Source organism: Streptomyces sp. NPDC024017 (assembly GCF_040638895.1).
Classification (GTDB): domain Bacteria; phylum Actinomycetota; class Actinomycetes; order Streptomycetales; family Streptomycetaceae; genus Streptomyces.
The window spans coordinates 1008895-1030400 of the sequence record NZ_JBEZYZ010000001.1; the positions used below are offsets into that span (position 1 = coordinate 1008895).

Here is a 21506-nt window from a genome sequence, read left to right on the forward strand (position 1 = left end):
CCGTCCCGACGTAAGAGTTCGTGAAGAGTCCGGTAAGAGCGCCACCCCGCCATCCCTCCCGGACGTCACCGCCCCAGGTCCCACGCCCTCCCCCGAGAAAGCAGCGGATGTGAGTACGGTCCTCCACACACCGCCCCAGACCCCGGCCCCGGCCCCGGCCCCGGCCGGCGACGACCTCGCGGCCCTCGCCGCCCGCCACGGCCTCTCGGTCAGCGGCGCCCGGCCCTCCCTGCCCGAGTACGTCCGCCAACTGTGGGCCCGCCGCCACTTCATCACCGCGTTCGCCACCGCCAAGCTCACCGCCCAGTACAGCCAGGCGAAGCTCGGCCAGGTCTGGCAGGTGATGACCCCGTTGCTGAACGCGGCGGTCTACTACTTCATCTTCGGCGTGCTGCTCGGCACCAAGCACGGCGTGCCGGACTACATCCCGTTCCTGGTCACGGGCGTGTTCATCTGGACGTTCACGCAGAGCTCGATCATGGCGGGCACCCGCGCCATCTCCGGCAACCTCGGCCTGGTGCGCGCCCTGCACTTCCCGCGCGCCGCGCTGCCGATCTCCTTCTGCCTCCAGCAGCTCCAGCAACTGCTGTTCTCGATGGGCACGCTGGTCGTCATCCTGCTCTGCTTCGGCGTGCCGGTGTCCGCCTCCTGGCTGCTGGCGCTGCCGGCCCTGGCGCTGCAGTTCACGTTCAACGCCGGCGTTTCGATGATCATGGCCCGGTGGGGCGCCAAGACCCCGGACATCGCGCAGCTGATGCCGTTCATCCTGCGCACCTGGATGTACGTCTCGGGCGTCATGTGGAGCCTCGACAAGCTGGCCCAGAACGACCATCTGCCGCATGTCGTCAAGGTGGCACTGGAGGCCAACCCGGCCGCGATCTACATCGACCTGATGCGCTTCGCCCTGATCGACAGCTTCCACGCGAGCCAGCTCCCCGCCCACGTGTGGGCGATCGCCGCGGGCTGGGCGCTGGTCGCCGGTGTCGGCGGCTTCATCTACTTCTGGAAGGCTGAGGAGACGTACGGCCGTGGCTGAGCACCTGAACGAGAAGATCCCCACCGTCGTCGCCGACGGCGTCGACATCGTCTACCGCGTCAACGGCACCGGCGCCGGACGCGGCTCCGCGACCGCCGCCCTCAACCGCATCGTGCGCCGCAAGCAGACCGAGAAGGCGTCGGGCGTGCGCCGGGTGCACGCCGTGCGGAACGTGTCCTTCGTCGCCTACCGCGGCGAGGCGATCGGCCTGATCGGCACCAACGGCTCCGGCAAGTCGACCCTGCTGAAGGCCGTCGCCGGGCTCCTGCCCGTGGAGAACGGCCGTATCTACACCGACGGCCAGCCCTCCCTGCTCGGCGTCAACGCCGCCCTGATGAACGACCTGACCGGCGAGCGCAACGTGCACCTCGGCGGCCTGGCCATGGGCATGTCCCGCGAGCAGGTCAGGGACCGCTACCAGGAGATCGTCGACTTCTCCGGCATCAACGAGAAGGGCGACTTCATCACGCTCCCGATGCGGACGTACTCCTCCGGCATGGCCGCGCGACTGCGGTTCTCCATCGCCGCCGCCAAGGACCACGACGTCCTGCTGATCGACGAGGCGCTGGCCACCGGCGACCGCTCCTTCCAGAAGCGCTCCGAGGCGCGCATCCGCGAGCTGCGCAAGCACGCGGGCACGGTGTTCCTGGTCAGCCACAACAACAAGTCGATCCGCGACACCTGCGACCGGGTGCTGTGGCTGGAGCGCGGGGAGCTGCGCATGGACGGGCCGACGGAGGACGTCCTCAAGGAGTACGAGGCGTTCACGGGTGACAAGGCGCCGAAGCCCAAGCCCAAGCCGAAGGCCGCCGTTCCCTCGTGAGGCCCACACGGTCGGCCCTTTTGCCTCATTGATGGCAGCATGACCGCATACGGTGCAGCTGCGAGAGGGGTCCCCGTGATGGCCGAGCTCAGTGTCGTCGTCCACGGGCCGAACGTGCAGGACCATCTGACGGAACTCCTCGACTCCCTCGCCGCCCACCCCCTGCCGGACGCCGAGGTGATCGTGGCAGCGGTCGGCGACTGGGCCCGGGAGACCGCCGAGCGGCACACCCCGGACGGCGGCGCGGTCGACGTAGTGCCGCTGCCGGACGGCACGGGCGACGCGGCGGCCCGGGCGGCGGGCGCGGCCCGGGCCTCCGGCCGCTGGCTGCACTTCGTCCACGCCAAGGACGGCCTGCCCGCCGGCGCCCCGCGCACGGTCGCCGAGCGGGTGGCCGAGCTCCCCGGCGAGGTCGACGTCCTGCTTCTGGACCACGTGCGCAGCACCTGGCACACCTCCGGCATGCCCTCCCCGGACGGCTCGCTCCTGGCCCGGGCGGGCCGCGCCGACGTCGTCCTCGACGACTGCGCGCCCCTGCTGCGGCTGACCCCGCTGCTCGGCACCCGCGTCCTGCGCGCGGACTTCTGGCGGGCGCACGAGCCGCGGCTCACCAACGACGACGAGCCGTACGCCGCCCTGGCCGCCCTGCTGCTCGCCGACCGCGTCGCCTGCCTGCCGCACGTCGCCTACGAGGACCGCCGGCTGCGCCCCGCGAGCCTGCCCCCGGTCACGCCCGAGCAGCGCTACGGCCTCGTCGAGCGCTACGAGTCCCTCCTCGACCTCACCCGCGACCGGCGCGCCGCCCACACCGTGCTCTACGACCTCATGGTCCGCGACTGCCTGCGCACCTTCGCGCGCGGCGGCATGCCGGAGGAGGTCGCGCGGGAGTTCTTCCGCCGGGCGTCCCTGGCCGCCCTGCGCCGCCGCCCCGAGGGCCACCGCCGCCCGGCCGGGCTCGAAGGCGTCCGCCGCTCCCTGCTCGAGGAGGGCGCCTACACGAAGTACCGCGCCTTCCAGGCCGTCAACCGCACCCGCCGCACCGCCAAGTCGGCCGTGCGGGCCCGGAAGCGCCAGGCCGGCGCCAAGCTCCGCGATCACCAGTACCGCAGGGCGCTCGGGCGTCCCGTCAACCCGCATCTCGCGGTGTTCTCGGCGTACTGGAACCGCGGCGTCGCCTGCAACCCCGCCGCGATCGCCGCCGAGCTCGCCCGACTCGCCCCGCAGATCCACGCGGTGTGGGTGGTCACCGAGGAGAACGCGGCCCTGCTGCCGCCCGGCACCGACCATGTCGTGCCCGGCAGCCGCCGCTACTGGGAGATGCTGGCCACCGCCAAGTACCTCGTCAACAACGTCAACTTCCCGAACGCGGTGGTCAAACGCCCGGACGCGATCCACGTCCAGACCCACCACGGCACACCCCTGAAGCGCATGGGCATCGACCAGATGGAGTACCCGGCCGCCGCGCAGGGCCTGGACTTCAAGGCACTGCTGGAGCGCATCGACAAGTGGGACTTCAGCGTCTCCGCCAACAGCCACACCACCCGCATGTGGGAGCGCGCGTACCCGTCGCACTACGTCTCCCTCGACCACGGCTATCCGCGCAACGACGTCTACTACACGGCCACGGCCGACGACATCCGCGCCGTCCGCGACCGCCTCGGCATCGCCCCGGGCCGCCGTGCCGTCCTCTACGCGCCCACCCACCGCGACTACGAGGCCGGCTGGACCCCGCGCCTGGACCTCGCCGCCCTCGCCGACCGCCTGGGCGAGGACACGGTCCTGCTCGTGCGCGGCCACTACTTCTACGGCGGCGCCGCCTCCCCGCTCACGAACCTGCGCCGCACGGGCCGGATCATCGACGTCTCCTCCTACGACCCGGTCGAGGAGCTGTGCCTGGCGGCGGACGCCCTGGTCACGGACTACTCCTCGATCATGTTCGACTACGCCAACCTCGACCGGCCGATCGTGATCTACGCCGACGACTGGGAGACGTACCGCACGACCCGCGGCGTCTACTTCGACCTGATGGCTCAGGCCCCCGGGCCGGTAGCCCGCACCCAGCAGGAGCTGACGGAGATCCTCACCACCGAGGCCTGGAACGACGAGGGCGCGGCGAAGACCCGGGCCGTCTTCCGGCGCCGGTTCTGCGAGTACGACGACGGCCGCGCCGCCGAACGCGTCGTCCGCCGGGTCTTCCTCGGCCAGGACGAAAGCTCCCTGCCACCCGTGCTGCCGATCGAGGAACGCACCCCGGCCCCGACCCCGCAGGAGGCGACCGCATGAGCACGCCCGACGTCACCGTGACGGTCATCGTCTACAACGACGCCGAACGCCTCACCCGCGCGGTCGACTCGGTCCGCCGCCAGACCCACGCGAACCTCGAGATCATCATCAGCGACGACCACTCCACGGACGCGACCCCGGCGGTGGCGCAGCGGCTGGCGGCCCAGGACCCCCGTATCCGCCACCTCCGCCTGGAGCGGAACAGCGGTGGCTGCAGCGCCCCGCGCAACCGGGCCCTGCAGATCGCGCGGGCGCCGTTCCTGATGTTCCTCGACAGCGACGACGAACTCCCCGGCAACGCCGTCGAACTGCTGCTCGCCGCGCACCGCGAACGCGAGATCGACTTCGCGATGGGCGCGGTGCAGCGGGTCCGGGTGGACAACGGCCGCCGCTCGACGTGGATGCCGCACCTGGTCGCCGAGCGCCGCACCCTCGACGGCATCGAGGCCGACCCGCGCCTGCTCTTCGAGCACCTGTCCACGAGCAAGATGTACGCCCGCGCCTTCCTCGACCGGCACGACCTGCGCTTCCCCGAGGGCATCCACTACGAGGACCAGTTGTTCTCGGCGCAGGCGTACTGCCTGGCCAAGAGCTTCACGATCATCCCGGAGCCGGTCTACCGCTGGTACGTGGCGCCCTTCGCGGCCTCCGAGGCGGCCTCGATATCGAACCAGCGGCACAAGCTCGCCAACGTCCGGGACCGGGTCCATGTCCAGCACCTGATCGACGCGTTCCTGGCCGAGAACGGGCACGAGTCGCTGCGCGAGGACAAGGACCACAAGTTCCTCAAGCACGACTTCCGGATGTACGCCGGTGACCTGCCCTACCGGGACGACGCCTGGCTCACGTCCTTCGCGGACATCGTCACCCCCTACCTCGACACGCTCACCCCGGGCGCGTTCGCCCGCCTCCCGCGCGCCGAACGCGTCGTCATCCAGCTGATCCGCGACCGCCGCCTGACGGAGGCCCGCCTGGCGGCCCGGGGCCTGGGGCACGGGGTGGCACCGAGGCGAGTGGTCACCGACTCGGAAGGCCGCACCTACTGGGGGGACCGGATCCCCGAGTCGGAGTGGTCCCGCCGCGAACTGGACATCTCCGACCTGGAGCTGGAGACCCGCCCCTTCCCGAGCGCCCAGTTCCGCCACGAGATCAAGGAGATCACCCGGGGCCCGGGTGCTTCGGTCGACCTCACGATCCGCACCTACGACCCGGCCCTGCGCCTCCCCGTCGGTCCCCATCGCGCGACGCTCCTCATCGCCCCGGGCGGCCGCCGTCTGCGCGTGCACTTCCGCCTCTCCCCCGTCCGCCCGGGCCTCTTCGAGGGCCACGCCCACCTGGACCTCGCGGCGGCCCCGCTTCCCCTCCAGGGCTTCGCGGGCATCCGTCACCCGTTGCTCCGCCTCCAGCACCAGGGCCTGTCCCACACGGGCCTGCTGCTGGCCCCCCTGACCTTCCCGACGCTGACGACATGCGTCCCGTCCCACCACCTGACCGTGGAACCGGAGGGCCACGGCCCGGGCCGCCTTCAGGTCCGCTGGGAACCGGTGGGAGTGACGGCGAGGGTGATCCGCCCGGCGGTGCACAGGGTGGCCCGCCCGAGGGTGAAGAGGGCGGCGCGCTTGGTGGCAAGCGCCCTGAAGTAACCACCTGCCTACGGGCAAGCGCGCCTCCGGGGCGGCACGGGTGGCGCCGAACTGCGGGCATACGTGCCGCGAGGGGACGCACGCGTGCGCAGCACCCCCCGCTGCGGGCATGCGTGCCGCTAAGGGCGGCACGGGTGGGCGCAGCGGCACCCCGCTCCGCCGGGTTGCGGACCCACCCGGCCTCAGCCGTCCCGCAGCACCACCTGACGCACCACCGCGTACAACACCTGCCCCTCCGGCCCCCGAGCGACCTCACGCAATCCGACGCCCCGCATCCCCACCCCCGCCACAACCCACCGCACCCCGTACTCCCGCAGAATCTCCCCCCGCTCCTCCTCCGTCGTCCCGGCAGCGAAGTACCTCCGTACAGCCCCTGCCCTACGCCCCTCGTCCGGCAGGAAGAAGTCGGGATACCCGGGCGCCACCGTGTACGCCCCGTACGCCGGGATCTGCCGGGCCGGCCGCCCCTCCCGCGCCATCACCACATCCCCGTACCTCACCCAGGGCGTCAGCCAGTAGTACCCCGCCCACGGCCGCCGGTACTTCTCCGCGACGGCCTGAGGAAGATCCGCCCGCTTCACCACGTACCCGACCGCCCCCACCTGCGTCCAGGCGCCCAGAGCCAGCGCCGCGCCCAGCACGCACGCCCACCCCACCCGCACCCCGCGCCGCCCCGCCTCACACACCTCCACGGCCACCGCGAGCTGCGCCGGGATCAGCGCCGCCGGCAACGCCCGCCCCCACGAGTAGTGGCCGCTCACCCCACCCGCGGTCACCACCACGACCCCCAGCACGAAGAACACCACCAGCGGATCCCACCGGTCCCGCCACCCGCGCACCCCGAGGGCCACCACTCCGAGCAGCCCCAGCCAGTACCGCCCGACCAGGTCGTCGTACAGCGGCCGGTGCACCGCCTCCAGCCCGCCGCCCTCCCCGAACAACGCGAAGAAGTCGTAGTACGGCCACAGCGCCAGCACCCCGAACCCCACCGCCAGCCCGCCGCCGAGGCGGAGCCACACCTCCCGGCCGGGCCGCGCGGCGACCACCGCCGCGACCGCCCCCAGCGAGGCCACCACCCCCGAGAACTGATGGCACAGCAGAATCACCGCCCACAGCGCCCCCAGCCCCAGCCACACCCCCCACCCGGCACGGCTCCGCTCCACCGCCCGCCTCAGCCACGCCCAGAGGTGGAACGCCAGCCCCAACGCGAACACGCTCGGATACGACACCGTCAGCGCGAGCGAGTTGAGCCCGTAGAAGCCGCTCCAGTTGAACAGGACCGTTCCCCACAGGAACAGCAGGCTCAGCACGGCCAGCGGGGGCGCGGCACGATGGCCGGTCAGGGTCCGTACATAGCGCCACACCCCCGTCACCAGCAGCCCGAGCCCGGTCAGCGCCCCCAGGCGCAGCACCACGAACACCGACAGTCCACTCACCCGCGCGACACAGCCGAGCACCAGCATCCAGGGCGAGTAGTACGGGCTCGGCGTGTCCGCGTCGACCAGCGGATTGCCCGGGTCGACGAGGTCGTGCCGCAGGCGCTGCACGGTCGCGGCGTGCATCCCGAGGTCCCCGGCCCAGGGCAGCCGGACGACGACCAGGAGCAGCAGCAGGACGACCAGCGCGGCGGCGGCCTGCGCGGCGACGACGGCCGGTCTAGGCGCGACGCGCATCGTGCTGGAACACCCAGGTCCGGTGGACGAGGAGGCGGAAGGCGGAGGCCGGCACGATGGACAGCGCCACTCGCTCCTCGGAGACATGCACAGTCACGCCCCAAGCCTTAGCCGGATCCGGCGACTCCTCCACTCGAATCGCCCTGGGGCACGCCAAGAAAAAGCGCCCCGGGCCGGAATCGGCCCGGGGCGCCTGTCACGCCATGCGCCCTACGAATGCGTCCGCAGCAGCGTCCTCATCGTGCGCATCGCCACCGACAGGTTGGCGAGGTCGAACGCGTCCGAGCTCTGGATCTCCTCCAGGGTGCTGCGGGCCCGGCCGAGGATCGCCGCGTTCTTCTGTTCCCAGGCCTTGTAGCGCTGCTCGGGCGTCGAGGTGCCGTTGCCCACCGCCAGGACGTCGGCGGTGAGCGCCGCGTGCGCCGCGTACAGGTCCTCGCGGATCGCCGCGCGTGCCATGGACTGCCAGCGGTCGGCGCGGGGCAGCTCGATGATGCGGTCCATGAGCTGGGTGATGCGCAGCCGGTCGGCGAGGTCGTAGTAGACCTCGGCGACGTCCAGCGGCTCCCGGCCCATGCGGTCGGCGATCGAGACGATGTCGAGCGTCGGGAAGGCCGAGGAGAAGCCCGCCACCCGGGTGGCGAGTTCGTCCGGGACGCCGACGCCCGTCAGCTCGTCGTAGATCTTCTGGTACCACTCCAGGTCAGCGCCGCGCAGCAGCTTCGGCAGCTGCCCCCAGACCTGCTCGACCCGTTCGGCGAAGAACTCGACGGTCCCGGCGAGCTCCAGCGGCTGCGGCCGGTTGTTGAGCAGCCAGCGCGTGCCGCGCTCCACCAGGCGGCGCGCATGCAGCCGGATGCGGGTCTGGACCTCGGCCTCGACCTTGTTGTCGAGCGCCTCGACCCCGTCCCACACCGGGGACTGGCGGAAGATCGCCCGGGCCGCGGTCTGCGCCCGCACGATCTCCTCCAGCGACGCGCCGGTCTCCTCGCGCAGCCGGTGCAGATACGTCGTACCGCCCGTGTTGACCGTGTCGTTGACCAGGACGGTCGTGGTGATCTCGCGGCGCAGCGGGTGGCCGTCGAGCCGGTCGGGGAACTGCTCGCGCAGCTCGGTCGGGAAGTACGCGTGCAGCAGACCCTTCAGGTACGGGTCGTCCGGCAGCGAGGTGTGCAGCAGCTCCTCGGCGACGGTGATCTTCGTGTACGCCAGCAGTACGGCCGTCTCCGGGCCGGTCAGGCCCTGGCCCTGGGCGAGCCGCTCGCGGATCTGCCGGTCCGTGGGCAGGAACTCCAGCGCCCGGTCGAGGTGCCCCTCCCTGACCAGGTGCTTCATGAAGCGCTGCTGGGCGTGGAGCATGTCCTTGGACTGGGCGAGGGCGTTGCCGATCGCCGTGTTCTGCGCGTAGTTGTTGCGCAGCACCAGGTGGCCGACCTCGTCGGTCATCTCGGCGAGCAGCTTGTTGCGCTGCTTGACGGTCATGTCGCCGTCCCGGACCAGACCGTTGAGCAGGATCTTGATGTTCACCTCGTGGTCGGAGGTGTCCACGCCCGCGCTGTTGTCGATGGCGTCGGTGTTGATCCGGCCGCCCTGCAGCGCGAACTCGATCCGGCCGAGCTGGGTCAGGCCGAGGTTGCCGCCCTCGCCGACGACCTTGACGCGCAGGTCCTTGCCGTCGACGCGGATGGCGTCGTTGGCCTTGTCACCGACGTCCGCGTTGGACTCGGCCGAGGACTTGACGTACGTGCCGATGCCGCCGTTCCACAGCAGGTCGACCGGCGCGTGCAGGATCGCCTTCATCAGGTCGGCCGGGGTCAGCTTGGTGACCTTGGCCTCGATGCCGAGGGCCTCGCGGATGTGCGCGTTGACCGGGATCGCCTTGGCCGTGCGCGGAAAGATGCCGCCGCCGGCCGACAGCAGCTCCTTGTCGTAGTCCTCCCAGCTGGAGCGGGGCAGCTCGAACAGGCGGCGGCGCTCGGCGTAGGAGGTGGCGGCGTCCGGGTTCGGGTCGATGAAGATGTGCCGGTGGTCGAAGGCCGCGACCAGGCGGATGTGCTCGGAGAGCAGCATGCCGTTGCCGAACACGTCACCGGACATGTCACCGATGCCGACGACCGTGAAGTCCTCGGTCTGGGTGTCCACACCCATGTCGCGGAAGTGCCGCTTGACGGACTCCCAGGCACCGCGGGCGGTGATGCCCATGCCCTTGTGGTCGTAACCGGCGGAGCCGCCGGAGGCGAAGGCGTCACCGAGCCAGAAGTTGTAGTTCTCGGCGACACCGTTGGCGATGTCGGAGAAGGTCGCGGTGCCCTTGTCGGCGGCGACGACGAGGTAGGTGTCGTCCTCGTCGTGCCGGACGACGTCCGCAGGGGGCACGACCTCGCCCGCGACCATGTTGTCGGTGATGTCGAGCAGCGCCGAGATGAACGTCTTGTAGCTGGCCACACCTTCCGCGAGCCACGCGTCCCGGTCCACGGACGGGTCTGGCAGCTGCTTGGCGACGAAGCCGCCCTTGGCGCCGACCGGCACGATGACGGTGTTCTTCACCATCTGCGCCTTGACCAGGCCGAGGATCTCGGTGCGGAAGTCCTCACGCCGGTCGGACCAGCGCAGGCCACCGCGCGCGACCTTGCCGAAGCGCAGGTGCACGCCCTCGACGCGCGGCGAGTACACCCAGATCTCGAACGCCGGGCGCGGCGCCGGCAGGTCGGGGATGGCCTGCGGGTCGAACTTCATGGAGACGTAGTCGTGCGGCCGGCCGCCCGCGGCCTCCTGGAAGAAGTTCGTCCGCAGGGTCGCCTTGATGACGGTGAGGAAGGACCGCAGGATCCGGTCCTCGTCGAGCGAGGCCACCTGGTCGAGGGCCGCGTCGACCTCCTCCAGCAGCGCGTCCACGATCTCGTGCCCCGCGCGCTGCCGGTCCGGCGACATCCGCGCCTCGAACAGGGAGACCAGCAGGCGGGTGGTGTGGACGTTGTTGCGGAGGGTGTCCTCCATGTAGTCCTGGCTGAACGTCGACGCCGCCTGGCGCAGGTACTTGGCGTACGCCCGCAGCACCGTCGCCTGACGCCAGGTCAGCCCGGCGCTCAGCACGAGGGCGTTGAAGCCGTCGTTCTCCGCCTTGCCGGTCCAGGTGGCGGCGAAGGCGTCCTGGAAGCGCTCACGGGCGTCGTCGCCGAAGTAGTCCCCGCCGTTGGAGCGCGGCATGCGCAGGCCGAAGTCGTAGATCCAGGCCACGCTGCGGTCCGAGCAGCGCAGCTCGTACGGCCGCTCGTCGACGACCTCGACACCGAGCCGGTTGAGGACCGGCAGGACGGCCGAGAGGGAGATCGCGTCGCCCGTGCGGTAGATCTTGAAGCGGCGCTCCTCGGGGGCGGCGCCCACCGGCTCGTACAGGCTGAGCGCGAAGTCCTTGTCCGCCTCGCCGTTCAGCTGCTCCAGGTGGACGAGGTCGGCGACCGCGGCGCGCGGGTTGTGGTCGGCCTTGTAGCCCTCGGGGAAGGCGTGCGCGTACCGGCGCATCGCTTCGGCCGCGTGCTCCTCGCCGAGCTCGGCGTTGAGCGCCTCGGCGAAGGCGTCCTCCCAGGAGCGGGCGGCCTCCACCAGCCGGGCCTCGATGCGCTCCTTGTCGGAGTCGGACAGCTCCGGCAGCTCGGTGCCCTGCGGGACCCGGACCACGAAGTGCAGCCGGGACAGGATCGACTCGGTGTTCCAGGCCGTGAAGTCGACGCTGATGCCGCCCAGTTCCTCCTTCAGGATCTCGATGATCCTGAGGCGTACGGCCGTGGTGTAGCGGTCGCGCGGGAGGTAGACGAGGGCGGAGTAGTAGCGCCCGTACTCGTCCTGGCGCAGGTAGAGCCGGAGGCGCCTGCGCTCCTGGAGGTAGAGGACGGAGGTGACGATGGACTGCAGCTCGTCGACCGGGGTCTGGAAGAGCTCGTCGCGCGGGTACGTCTCCAGGATCTGCGTCAGGTCGCGGCCGTCGTGGCTGTTGGGCGAGAACCCGGCGCGCTCCAGGACCTCCTCGACCTTGCGCCGGATGACCGGCACCCGGCGCACGGACTCGGTGTAGGCGGCGGAGGAGAACAGCCCGAGGAAGCGGCGCTCGCCGATGACGTTGCCGTCGGCGTCGAACTTCTTGACGCCGATGTAGTCCAGGTACGACGGCCGGTGCACGGTCGCCCGGCTGTTCGCCTTGGTCAGCACGAGCAGCTTGTGCTCGCGCGCCTTGGCCCGGGCGTCGGCGGGCAGCCGCTCGAACGACGGGCTGACCGGGTGGCTCTCCTCGGCCGCGTGGTGCGGGTCCGCGCGCAGTATGCCGAGCCCGGTGCCGGGCACGGCGGCCAGCGAGTCGTCGTCGCGCAGCTGGTACTCGCGGTAGCCGAGGAAGGTGAAGTGGTCGTCGGCCAGCCAGCGCAGCAGCTCGCGGGCCTCCTCGACCTGGGGTCCGGGCAGGTCGGCGGGGATGGGCTCGTCCGGCAGCCCCTCCGCCAGCCGGATCGCCGCGTCCCGCATCTTGCCCCAGTCCTCGACGGCCTCACGGGCGTCGGACAGCACGCGCAGCAGGTCGGCGGTGATCTGCTTCAGATCGGCCCGGTCGGTCTCGCGGTCGATCTCTACGTGGATCCAGGACTCGACGTGCGCGTCGTGCGGCAGGTCGCCGGTCGCCGGGGTCGACAGGACCTCGATCAGCTTGCCGGTGACATCGCGCCGCACCACGAACTGGGGGTGGATGACGACGTGGATCCCACGCCCCTGCCGCGTCAGCTCATTGGTGACGGAGTCGACGAGGAAGGGCATGTCGTCGGTGACGACCTCGACCACGGAGTGGCTGCAGGTCCACCCGTTCTCTTCCACCGTGGGGGTGTGCACCCGCACGTTGGCCGTGCCCTGGGGGCGGTTTTCGGCCAGCCGGTAGTGCGATACGGCAGCTCCGAAGACATCGACCGGGTCGCGGTCGGTGAGGTCCTCCGGGGCCGTGTGCAGGTAGTAACGCTGGAGGAACGTGAGGAGGGTCTCGCGGTCCGGGGCTTCCTGGGCGTCTGGGGTCTCCTCGCCCGTCGACCCGGTCGGTAGGTGCCCCCCGACCGGGCTGTTCTCAGCTACCCGGGCGGCCCTCTCGAGCAACTCGGCCTTGGCTTCGTCCAGCTTGGTCTGCATTGTCCTCTGGCTCCTGTCGCGCGCCGTTGCGTGACGTAGAAGGAAGTACGGCCTCTGCGCTTACGACCTCACGTCGTGAAAGGGGGTATCCGGTCTGTTCCGACGCTATGCCGCAAGGTGAGATGAGCGGGGGTGTCTGAGCCATTCTTGAGCTGTGCCACCGGTGTGACGCTGCTCTCTGCGACGCCTGGGTACGGGTGATGCTCGGCGTCCCGGGAGTCCTCGATGCCACGTCCCGCCCGCGAAGACCAGCGACCGCCGCCCGGTCACGGATGTCGTCCGTGCTCTCCGGGCGCAGGGCAGGGACGACGACGTCCCCGCGAACTATCGCGCTGATCACGCCACCAAGGCTATCGCTCCTTACAGGGGCTCCGTCATGAGCCGTATGTGTACAAAACCAGCCCTGGAAGTTTGACGTTCTGCACAGTGCGGCTACGGGTTTCGGTCAGGCCGCGAGCCGCTCGGCCTCCGCAACCGCTTCCTCCAGCGTGTCCACGACAGGCACCCCGACGGCTTCCAGACTCACCCGGCTGTGCGACCCGCCGGTGTACAGCACGGCCCGGGCCCCTACATGCAGAGCGGCCACCGCGTCGTCGGCCGCATCCCCGATCACCACAGTCCGCTCCGGCGCCACCCCGCTCAGCGACGCCAGGTGCCGCACCATGTGCTCGGCCTTGCTGCCCCCCGACGGCCCGGTCCGCCCGTCCACCCGTATGAAATGCGGCTCGATACCGAACCCCCGCACCAGCGGAACGAGCTCCTCGTGCACGTACATGCTCAGAATCGACTGGCTGCGCCCCGACGACCGCCACCCGGCCAGCAGCTCCACGGCCCCCACCGTCAGCCCGCACGTCGTCCGGTGCTCGGCGTAGTACCGGTGGAAGATGTCGTCCATGGCCTCCCACTCGGCCTCGGTCGGCAGCCGCCCCATCAGCCGCTCATAGAACTTCGGCACCGGTACGCAGTACAGCTCCCGGTACTTCTCCAGCGTCAGCGGCTCCAGCCCCAGCTCGGCGAAGGCCGCGTTCGTCGCCCCGATGATCGCGTCGATGTCGTGGAACAGCGTCCCGTTCCAGTCCCAGACAATGTGCGCGCCCGTCTTCATCCCCATGCCAAAAAAGTACCCGGCCCCGCTGACAATCAAGAGAACGGCACCTCAACGCGCCCCCCGCGGCCGGTTCAGTCCCCGCGCCCCACCAGGTTCGCGATCTCCTGCGTGGCGAACCACAGCAGCTCGTGGTCCTCCGCCCCGTCCACGACGAGCTGCGCGTCCTCGTCCCCGCCGTCCGCCGCCGGCAGCGCCTCGGCGGCCGCCGTCACATCGGCCTGCGCATCCTCGGCGTCGATGTGCACCGACGCGGCCTTGCCCAGCGGCACCGCACCCTCGACCCGCACCTCACCCGGCGCCGCCGGATCGAGCCCCCGGCCGGGATCCGCACTCGCGGCCCGGTCGGCCACGTCGACGGCGATCACGACCCGGCGCCGCGGCGCCTCGGGCTCCGCCGCCAGCAAGCGCAGCGAGGCCAGGGCGGCCCGGCCGAGCGCCGCGTACTCCAGTTCCTCGACGTCGTCGGAGACGTACCACTCGCGCAGCCCGGGGGTCACGGCGTAGGCGACGAACGGCCCGGCTCCCAGCTCACCCGTCTTGTACGCCTCGGCGAGACCGGGGAGGGTCAGGGGCACGTAGACACGCATGGCTGGCCGCTTTCGTGGTCGTGGTCGGAGGGCTCCGGAGGGCCTTCAGGATACGTGCGGGGCGTCCCCTTTCGAGTCCCGCCCCGTGACGCCGGACGCGTCCACCCTGGGCCCGAAATTCACCCGGCGCACCCCTGCGCCTTCGGGCTCCACGCCCCCGACATCACCCGGATAGGTGAACATTCCGGCGCCCGCGACCCGAATCGCGCTTCCTTGCCGCCGCCCCCGTCGGCACCGTACAAGATCACCGACCCGAAGTTACTCCCCGGTATCCGCCGGGCCCACGAAACGGGGACCCCCATGCACAAGGTCATGACCAGGACCCAGCCACGCCCGACCACCCACCCACCGACCCGCCAGGACGCACGCCGCCCCACGACACCCACGGCACTCCGCCCTACAGCGAGCACCACACCCCGCGCCCCAGGCAGCGCCGTACCCGGCACTCCCGCCGGCACCGCACCCGGCACACCCGCCCGCACAGCACCCCGCACCCCCACGAACACCACGCCCCGCCCTCCCGTGAGCACCACGCCCCGCACTCCCGGCAGCACGGCATCCCGCAGCACCTCGCCCCAACCCCCTGCGGGCACCGCTCCCCGCACCGTCGCCGGCTCCGGAGCCACACCGCCCTCCCCGGCCGGCGCCGCACCCCCGCGCTCGCCCGGCAGCGGTCGGGCCCGGCCCCCTGCTGCGGGCGGCCGTCCACCGGCCTCCGCCCGCACCAGGGCCTCCCGCACCCGTCCGGCGGACACACGCCCACCGACCCTCTCCGCGACCCGCACAGCCCCGCGCAGGACCACGGAAGCGACCACCACCCCGGCACGCACGGACACCGCTGCCCCGGCCTCCACCGAAGCCGCCCCACGCGTCCCGGCCCAGGGCTCCCGTCACGCGGCGGTCCCTCAGCTCCTCCCCACCGACCTCTTCGCCGACCTCCTCGTCGCCGTCCTGAGCGGCCACCGCCCCGTCCACTCGATGCTGCGCCACACCCGCGGCCGCGCCTACGACGAACTGGCTTGGCTGGCCGAACGCGGCCCCCTGCGCACCCGCGGCGCCCGCCCCGTCGTCCGCGACATCGGCTACTTCGAACCCCGCCCGGGCGCCATCGAGGCCTTCGCCCGCATCGGCGCCGGTGACCGGCTGCGCGCCATGGCCTTCCGCCTGGAACTCGGCCAGGACCGCCGCTGGCGCTGCACAGCGGTAGAACTCGGCGGCCCCCGCCCGCCCCGCCCAGAGGCCGACTGAAGCCGACCACGGCCGTTCTCAGGCCGAGGTCGCACCCATCCACCCTCACCCGAACAGGAGGAGGGGCCGGACACCCTCAGGTGTCCGGCCCCTCCAGCCGCTACGGCGCCTTTGCAACCGTCACTTCTTGCGGCGCCCCCGGCTCCGCGCCTGCTTGCGCCGCTCCGCGCGCGTCAGACCGTCGGCCTCGGAGCGCACCGGCTCGCCGTCCTCGTTGAAGTCGCCCTCGATGGTGCCGCCCTCGCCGTCGACCGTCGGCGCGGAGAAGTGGAGGTTGCGCCGCTGCGGGACGTCGAGCCCCTTGGCACGGATCTCCGGCCGGGAGCCCGCCTGCGCCGGCACCGCGTCCTGCTTCTCGAGGTCGGCCACCGGCTTGGTGTCCTCGACCGGGACCTCCTCGACCTGCTGCTCGACCTGGACCTCCAGGTTGAACAGGTAGCCGACGGACTCCTCCTTGATGCCCTCCATCATGGCGGTGAACATGTCGAAGCCCTCGCGCTGGTACTCGACCAGCGGGTCCTTCTGCGCCATGGCGCGCAGGCCGATGCCCTCCTGGAGGTAGTCCATCTCGTAGAGGTGCTCGCGCCACTTGCGGTCCAGGACCGACAGCACGACCCGGCGCTCCAGCTCACGCATGATCTCGGAGCCGAGCTGCGCCTCACGCGCCGCGTACTGATCGTGGATGTCGTCCTTGATGGAGTCGCCGATGAACTCGGCGGTCAGGCCGGCCCGGTCGCCGGCCGCCTCCTCCAGCTCCTCGACCGTGACGTTGCACGGGTAGAGCTGCTTGAAGGCGCCCCACAGCCGGTCGAGGTCCCAGTCCTCGGGGAAGCCCTCGGCGGTCTCGGCCTGGACGTAGGCGTCGATGGTGTCGTCCATGAAGTGCTGCACCTGCTCGTGCAGGTCCTCGCCCTCCAGGACGCGGCGCCGCTCGCCGTAGATGACCTCGCGCTGGCGGTTGAGGACCTCGTCGTACTTCAGGACGTTCTTACGGGTCTCGAAGTTCTGCTGCTCGACCTGCGACTGTGCGGAGGCGATCGCGCGCGTGACCATCTTGTTCTCGATCGGCACGTCGTCCGGGACGTTCGCCATCGACATCACGCGCTCGACCATCTGGGCCTTGAACAGCCGCATCAGGTCGTCACCGAGGGAGAGGTAGAAGCGGGACTCGCCCGGGTCGCCCTGACGGCCGGAACGACCGCGCAGCTGGTTGTCGATGCGCCGCGACTCGTGCCGCTCGGTGCCCAGCACGTAGAGCCCGCCGAGCTTCTCGACCTCGTCCTTCTCGGCCTGGACGGCCTTCTCGGCCCGCTGGAGCGCCTCGGGCAGGGCGTGCGCCCATTCCTCGATGTGCTCCTCGGGGTCGAGGCCGCGCTGGCGCAGCTCCGCCTCGGCGAGGTCCTCCGGGCTGCCGCCGAGCTTGATGTCCGTACCACGGCCGGCCATGTTGGTGGCCACCGTGACGGCGCCCTTGCGGCCGGCCTGGGCGACGATCGTCGCCTCCCGGTCGTGCTGCTTGGCGTTGAGCACCTCGTGCTGGATGCCGCGCTTGCTGAGCTGCTGCGAGAGGTACTCGGACTTCTCGACGGAGGTGGTGCCGACGAGGATCGGCTGGCCCTTGCGGTGCTTCTCCTCGATGTCGTCGACGACCGCCTCGAACTTGGCGACCTCGGTCCGGTAGATCAGGTCCGACTGGTCCGCGCGGACCATCGGCCGGTTGGTCGGGATCGGCACCACGCCGAGCTTGTAGATCTGGTGGAACTCGGCGGCCTCGGTCATGGCCGTACCGGTCATGCCGCACAGACCGGGCTGTTCCTTGCCGTTGTGGTCGTGGCGCTTGTAGAGGCGGAAGAAGTTCTGCAGGGTGATCGTGGCGAGGGTCTGGTTCTCGTCCTTGATCGGCACCGCTTCCTTCGCCTCGATGGCCTGGTGCATGCCCTCGTTGTAGCGGCGGCCGGCGAGGATACGTCCGGTGTGCTCGTCGACGATCATGACCTCGTCGTCGATGATGACGTAGTCCTTGTCCTTCTTGAAGAGTTCCTTCGCCTTGATGGCGTTGTTCAGGTAGCCCACGAGCGGGGTGTTCACCGACTCGTAGAGGTTGTCGATGCCCAGCCAGTCCTCGACCTTGCTCACGCCGGACTCGTGGATGGCGACCGTGCGCTTCTTCTCGTCGACGTCGTAGTCGCCGGTCTCCTCGATGCCCTTGAGCGGCTGGCCGGCCTCGCCCCGCTTGAGGCGCTTGACCAGCTTGGCGAAGTCGCCGTACCACTTGGTGGCCTGGTCGGCCGGACCGGAGATGATCAGCGGCGTACGGGCCTCGTCGATGAGGATGGAGTCGACCTCGTCGACGATGGCGAAGTTGTGGCCGCGCTGGACGAGCTCGTCCTGGGACCACGCCATGTTGTCGCGCAGGTAGTCGAAGCCGAACTCATTGTTCGTGCCGTACGTGATGTCGCAGGCGTACTGCTCGCGGCGCTGAGCCGGCGTCATGTTGGCCAGGATGCAGCCGACCTCCAGGCCCAGGAACCGGTGGACGCGGCCCATCATCTCGGAGTCGCGCTCGGCCAGATAGTCGTTGACGGTGATGATGTGGACGCCCTTGCCGGACAGGGCGTTGAGGTACGCGGGCAGCGTGCCGACGAGGGTCTTGCCCTCACCGGTCTTCATCTCGGCCACGTAGCCCATGTGCAGGGCCGCGCCACCCATCATCTGCACGTCGTAGTGACGCTGGCCGAGGACGCGCTTGGCGGCCTCGCGGACGGTGGCGAACGCCTCGGGCAGCAGGTCGTCCAGGGTCTCGCCGTCGGCGTAGCGCTGCTTGTACTCATCGGTGAGGGCGCGCAGCTCGGCGTCGGAGAGGTCGACGAAGTCCTCTTCGATGGAGTTGACCTGGTCCGCGATGCGGTGCAGCCTGCGCAGGATCTTGCCTTCGCCTGCACGCATGATCTTCGAGAGGACGGACACGGGGGTTGGTCTCCTTGCCGGTCGGGCCTGGGACGGTCGGTTACCACTTGACTTACTGAGCAACGGCCATCGTATGCGAGGACCCCACCGCGCCGGGAGGGCCTGCCGTGACGGCACCGTCCGCTGCTTCAATTCTGATTCACGACTGCTTCAAAGGGGACAACGTGCGGCCCCCTCGGATAGTGCCGCACCCCTCCACCGAATTGCACAAAGCGTGATCACCCCCTCACTGACGGCAAACCGATGGCATCGCGGTCGGCCTCCGAGCAGAATCGGCCGATGGACCCCGTCACCCTCACCACGGACCGCCTCCTGCTGCGCACGGTGGGCCCCCGGGACACCGACGCGGTGTACGACGCCTGCCAGGACCCCGACATCCAGCGCTGGACCACGATCCCCTCGCCCTATCTGCGCGAGCACGCCCGGAGCTTCACGGAACAACTCGTCCCGGACGGCTGGGCGGACGGCTCCATGTTCACCTTCGGCGTCTTCCCGCACTCCGGGGAACTGGCGGGCATGCTCGGCATCACGATGCGCGCCCTGGGCATGGGCGAGATCGGCTTCTGGGCCGTGAAGCGGCACCGCGCCAACGGCTACATCACCGAGGCCGCCCTCACCGCCTGCCGCTGGTCCTTCACCCACGCCGCGCTCGACCGCGTCGAATGGCGCGCGGAGGTGGGCAATCGGGCTTCCCGCGCGGTGGCGGAGCGAGCGGGTTTCACGATCGAGGGCACGCTGCGCTCCGCGACGAACAACAAGGGAGTACGCCGGGACACCTGGGTGGGCTCCCTGCTCCCCTCGGACATGGGCCTCCCGTCGACGGCCCCCTACCTGCCGGCGCGCTGACCGGCTCGGCCGCCCAGACAAACCCGCAGGTCACACCCCGTTGTCAGTCCCACCCCATACTCTGCGAGCATGACCACCCCGCGCCCCACCGCAGACCTCTCCGCAGACGAGGCCCGCAGAATCGCGCTCCGCGCCCAGGGTTTCCTCGGCGCGCCCGACCGCCGCTCCGGCGTCCGCGGCGTGCTCCGCCACCTGGGCGCGATACAGCTCGACACCATCTCGGTCCTGGCCCGCTCCCATGAACTCGTCCCGTACGCCCGTCTGGGCGCGGTGGGCCGGAAGACGGTCGAGGACGCCTACTGGCAGGACACGCACTCCTTCGAGTACTGGTCCCACGCCGCCTGCATCCTCCCCATCGAGGAGTGGCCCCACTTCGCCTTCCGCCGCCGCGCCTACCGCAACCGGCCGCACTGGAACCACGAGCTTCCCGATGGTGCCTACGACCAGGTCATCAAGCAGCTCCGCGCCGAAGGCCCCCTCACCGCCACGGAGTTGGGTGGCGCGAAGAAGACGAGCGACTGGTGGGACTGGTCCGGCTCCAAGGTCGCCGTCGAACGCGCCCTGATGTACGGCGAGGTGGTCTGCGTGGAGCGCCGCGGCTGGAAGCGCGTCTACGACCTCGCCGAGCGCGCCGTCCCGGAGGAGCTGCTGCACGACGAGCTGGACGACACCGAGTGCCTGCGCCGCCTGGTCGCCCTGGCGGGCCGTTCCCTCGGTGTCGGTACCCGCGCGGACATCGCCGACTACCACCGTCTCAAGGGAGAGCAGGTCGACGCGGTGATCGCCGACTCGGGCCTGGTCCCGGTCTCGGTCGAGGGCTGGGGCAAGCCGGCCTGGGCCGACCCCGCGGCCCTGGAGGCCCCGCGCGGCCGCCACCGCACCACGCTCCTGTCGCCCTTCGACTCCTTGATCTGGGAACGGGCGCGCACGGAGCGGATCTTCGGCTTCACGCACCGCCTGGAGGCCTACGTCCCCAAACAGAAGCGCGTGTACGGCTACTTCGCGATGCCGGTGCTGGCCGGCGGGCATCTCGTCGGCCGCGTGGACCCGGCCCGCGAGGGCCGCACCCTGGTGGCCAAGCAGGTCGCGCTCGACGGCCCGAAGGCGGTCCCGGCCGTCGCCCAGGCCCTGGCGGAGGCGGCGACCTGGGTGGACTGCACGGACGTCCGTGTGGAACGGGTCGACGCACCGGAGCTGCGCGAGCCCCTGACGAAGGAACTCGCCCGCGTTCTTGGCTGAGACCGGGCCCTAGCGGATCTCGAGGATCTTCTCCCGCATCGCGTACACCACCGCTTCCATCCTGGAGTGCAGCTGCAGCTTCTCCAGGATGTTGCGGACGTGGTTCTTCACGGTGTTCTCGGAGATGAACAACTCCTTGGCGATGTCACGGTTGTTCATTCCCGTGGCGACCAGCTTGAGGACTTCCAGTTCGCGGTCGGTCAGGCGCGGCGCGGGCACCAGCCGGCGCTCGTCCGTGCGCTGGATCATCGACTTGAACTCGGTGAGGAGTTTCGACGCCATGGACGGGCTGATCTGCGACTGCCCGTCCGCCACCGCGCGAATGGCGGTGGCCACCTCGTCCGTGGAGATCTCCTTGAGGAGATAGCCGGTCGCGCCCGCCTTGATGGCCTCGTAGAGATCGGCTTCCTCGTCGCTGATCGTCAGCATGATGATCTTGGCGCTGGGTGCCACCTCCTTGATGGAGGTGCACGCCTCGATCCCGCCCCGCTTGGGCATCCGCACGTCCATCAGGACGATGTCGGGCAGCAGGTCGGCGGCCTTCTCGACGGCCTCTGCGCCGTCGCCCGCCTCCCCGACGACCTGGATGTCCTCCTCGGCCGCGAGCACGATCTCCAGGCCACGGCGGAACAAGGCGTGGTCGTCCACCACAAGGACTCTGATCGGTTCCTTGCGTGGAGTCCCCGAGTCCGGGCCCATGCCGACGACGCCGTCGTCGGCATCCTCGTCACGCATCGGTCCGAAGCTGTCCGCCATCGTTCCTCCCCCTGAAGGCTGTGGCCTGAGGTCCTGAGCCATCGCCAACCCAGAGCAACGACCCACCGGTTGGGTCGTGGCCACCATGATTTCATGCCCGGACGGCGCCGGGGTGCCGCAGCGGGGCGCGAAGTGGT

Annotated in this window: 13 protein-coding genes; 7 read left to right on the top strand and 6 right to left on the bottom strand. The window is 70.6% G+C overall.

Translation table 11 applies throughout. The features are described 5' to 3' along the window. Window positions 1-109: 109 nt before the first annotated feature. The 4 genes from AB0G20_RS04605 (at window position 110) to AB0G20_RS04620 (ending at window position 5785) form a co-directional block, all read left to right on the top strand. Window positions 110-1036, top strand: coding sequence for an ABC transporter permease (locus AB0G20_RS04605; RefSeq protein WP_361295668.1), 927 nt, complete (start codon window positions 110-112; stop codon window positions 1034-1036). Beyond that, the gene (locus tag AB0G20_RS04610) at window positions 1029-1859 is read left to right on the top strand and encodes an ABC transporter ATP-binding protein (RefSeq protein WP_361295671.1); all 831 of its coding nucleotides are present in this window, start codon (window positions 1029-1031) and stop codon (window positions 1857-1859) included. Before AB0G20_RS04605 ends, AB0G20_RS04610 begins: the two co-directional genes overlap by 8 nt. A gap of 78 nt (window positions 1860-1937) precedes the next feature. Beyond that, complete coding sequence (locus AB0G20_RS04615) at window positions 1938-4142, top strand: CDP-glycerol glycerophosphotransferase family protein (RefSeq protein ID WP_361295674.1); 2205 nt, start codon at window positions 1938-1940, stop codon at window positions 4140-4142. Continuing rightward, window positions 4139-5785, top strand: a complete 1647-nt coding sequence (locus tag AB0G20_RS04620) for a glycosyltransferase family 2 protein (RefSeq protein ID WP_361295677.1) — start codon at window positions 4139-4141, stop codon at window positions 5783-5785. The genes AB0G20_RS04615 and AB0G20_RS04620 overlap by 4 nt, the downstream gene beginning before the upstream one ends. Window positions 5786-5967: 182 nt before the next feature. Here the strand turns inward: AB0G20_RS04620 and AB0G20_RS04625 are convergent, their stop codons facing one another. The 4 genes from AB0G20_RS04625 to AB0G20_RS04640 all read right to left on the bottom strand — a co-directional run bounded on the left by AB0G20_RS04625 (window position 5968) and on the right by AB0G20_RS04640 (window position 14313). Continuing rightward, the gene (locus AB0G20_RS04625; RefSeq protein ID WP_361295680.1) at window positions 5968-7458 is read right to left on the bottom strand and encodes a hypothetical protein; all 1491 of its coding nucleotides are present in this window, start codon (window positions 7456-7458) and stop codon (window positions 5968-5970) included. Between the two features lie 210 nt (window positions 7459-7668). Then, the gene (locus tag AB0G20_RS04630) at window positions 7669-12618 is read right to left on the bottom strand and encodes an NAD-glutamate dehydrogenase (RefSeq protein WP_361295683.1); all 4950 of its coding nucleotides are present in this window, start codon (window positions 12616-12618) and stop codon (window positions 7669-7671) included. 445 nt (window positions 12619-13063) lie between these two features. Continuing rightward, window positions 13064-13729 (bottom strand): HAD hydrolase-like protein, encoded by a 666-nt coding sequence (locus AB0G20_RS04635; protein ID WP_361295686.1) that lies wholly within the window; start codon window positions 13727-13729, stop codon window positions 13064-13066. 68 nt (window positions 13730-13797) lie between these two features. Continuing rightward, window positions 13798-14313: a hypothetical protein gene (locus AB0G20_RS04640; RefSeq protein WP_361295689.1), complete on the bottom strand. Its 516-nt coding sequence runs from the start codon at window positions 14311-14313 to the stop codon at window positions 13798-13800. A gap of 522 nt (window positions 14314-14835) precedes the next feature. On the opposite strand from AB0G20_RS04640, the gene AB0G20_RS04645 reads away from it, so the two are divergent. Next, entirely contained in the window at window positions 14836-15561 is a 726-nt protein-coding gene (locus tag AB0G20_RS04645; protein ID WP_361295692.1) for an Rv3235 family protein, read from the top strand. Window positions 15562-15681: 120 nt separating this feature from the next. On the opposite strand, the gene secA is transcribed toward AB0G20_RS04645, so the two are convergent. After that, window positions 15682-18528 carry a preprotein translocase subunit SecA gene (gene secA, locus AB0G20_RS04650; protein ID WP_361295695.1) on the bottom strand — a complete coding sequence of 949 codons (2847 nt, stop codon included), beginning with the start codon at window positions 18526-18528 and terminating at the stop codon, window positions 15682-15684. A gap of 279 nt (window positions 18529-18807) precedes the next feature. On the opposite strand from secA, the gene AB0G20_RS04655 reads away from it, so the two are divergent. Then, window positions 18808-19374, top strand: a complete 567-nt coding sequence (locus tag AB0G20_RS04655; RefSeq protein WP_361295698.1) for a GNAT family protein — start codon at window positions 18808-18810, stop codon at window positions 19372-19374. 69 nt (window positions 19375-19443) lie between these two features. Further along, the gene (locus AB0G20_RS04660) at window positions 19444-20613 is read left to right on the top strand and encodes a crosslink repair DNA glycosylase YcaQ family protein (RefSeq protein ID WP_361295701.1); all 1170 of its coding nucleotides are present in this window, start codon (window positions 19444-19446) and stop codon (window positions 20611-20613) included. 9 nt (window positions 20614-20622) lie between these two features. Here AB0G20_RS04660 and AB0G20_RS04665 read toward each other — a convergent pair whose 3' ends face one another. Then, window positions 20623-21369, bottom strand: a complete 747-nt coding sequence (locus AB0G20_RS04665) for a response regulator transcription factor (RefSeq protein WP_361295704.1) — start codon at window positions 21367-21369, stop codon at window positions 20623-20625. Window positions 21370-21506 lie beyond the last annotated feature (137 nt).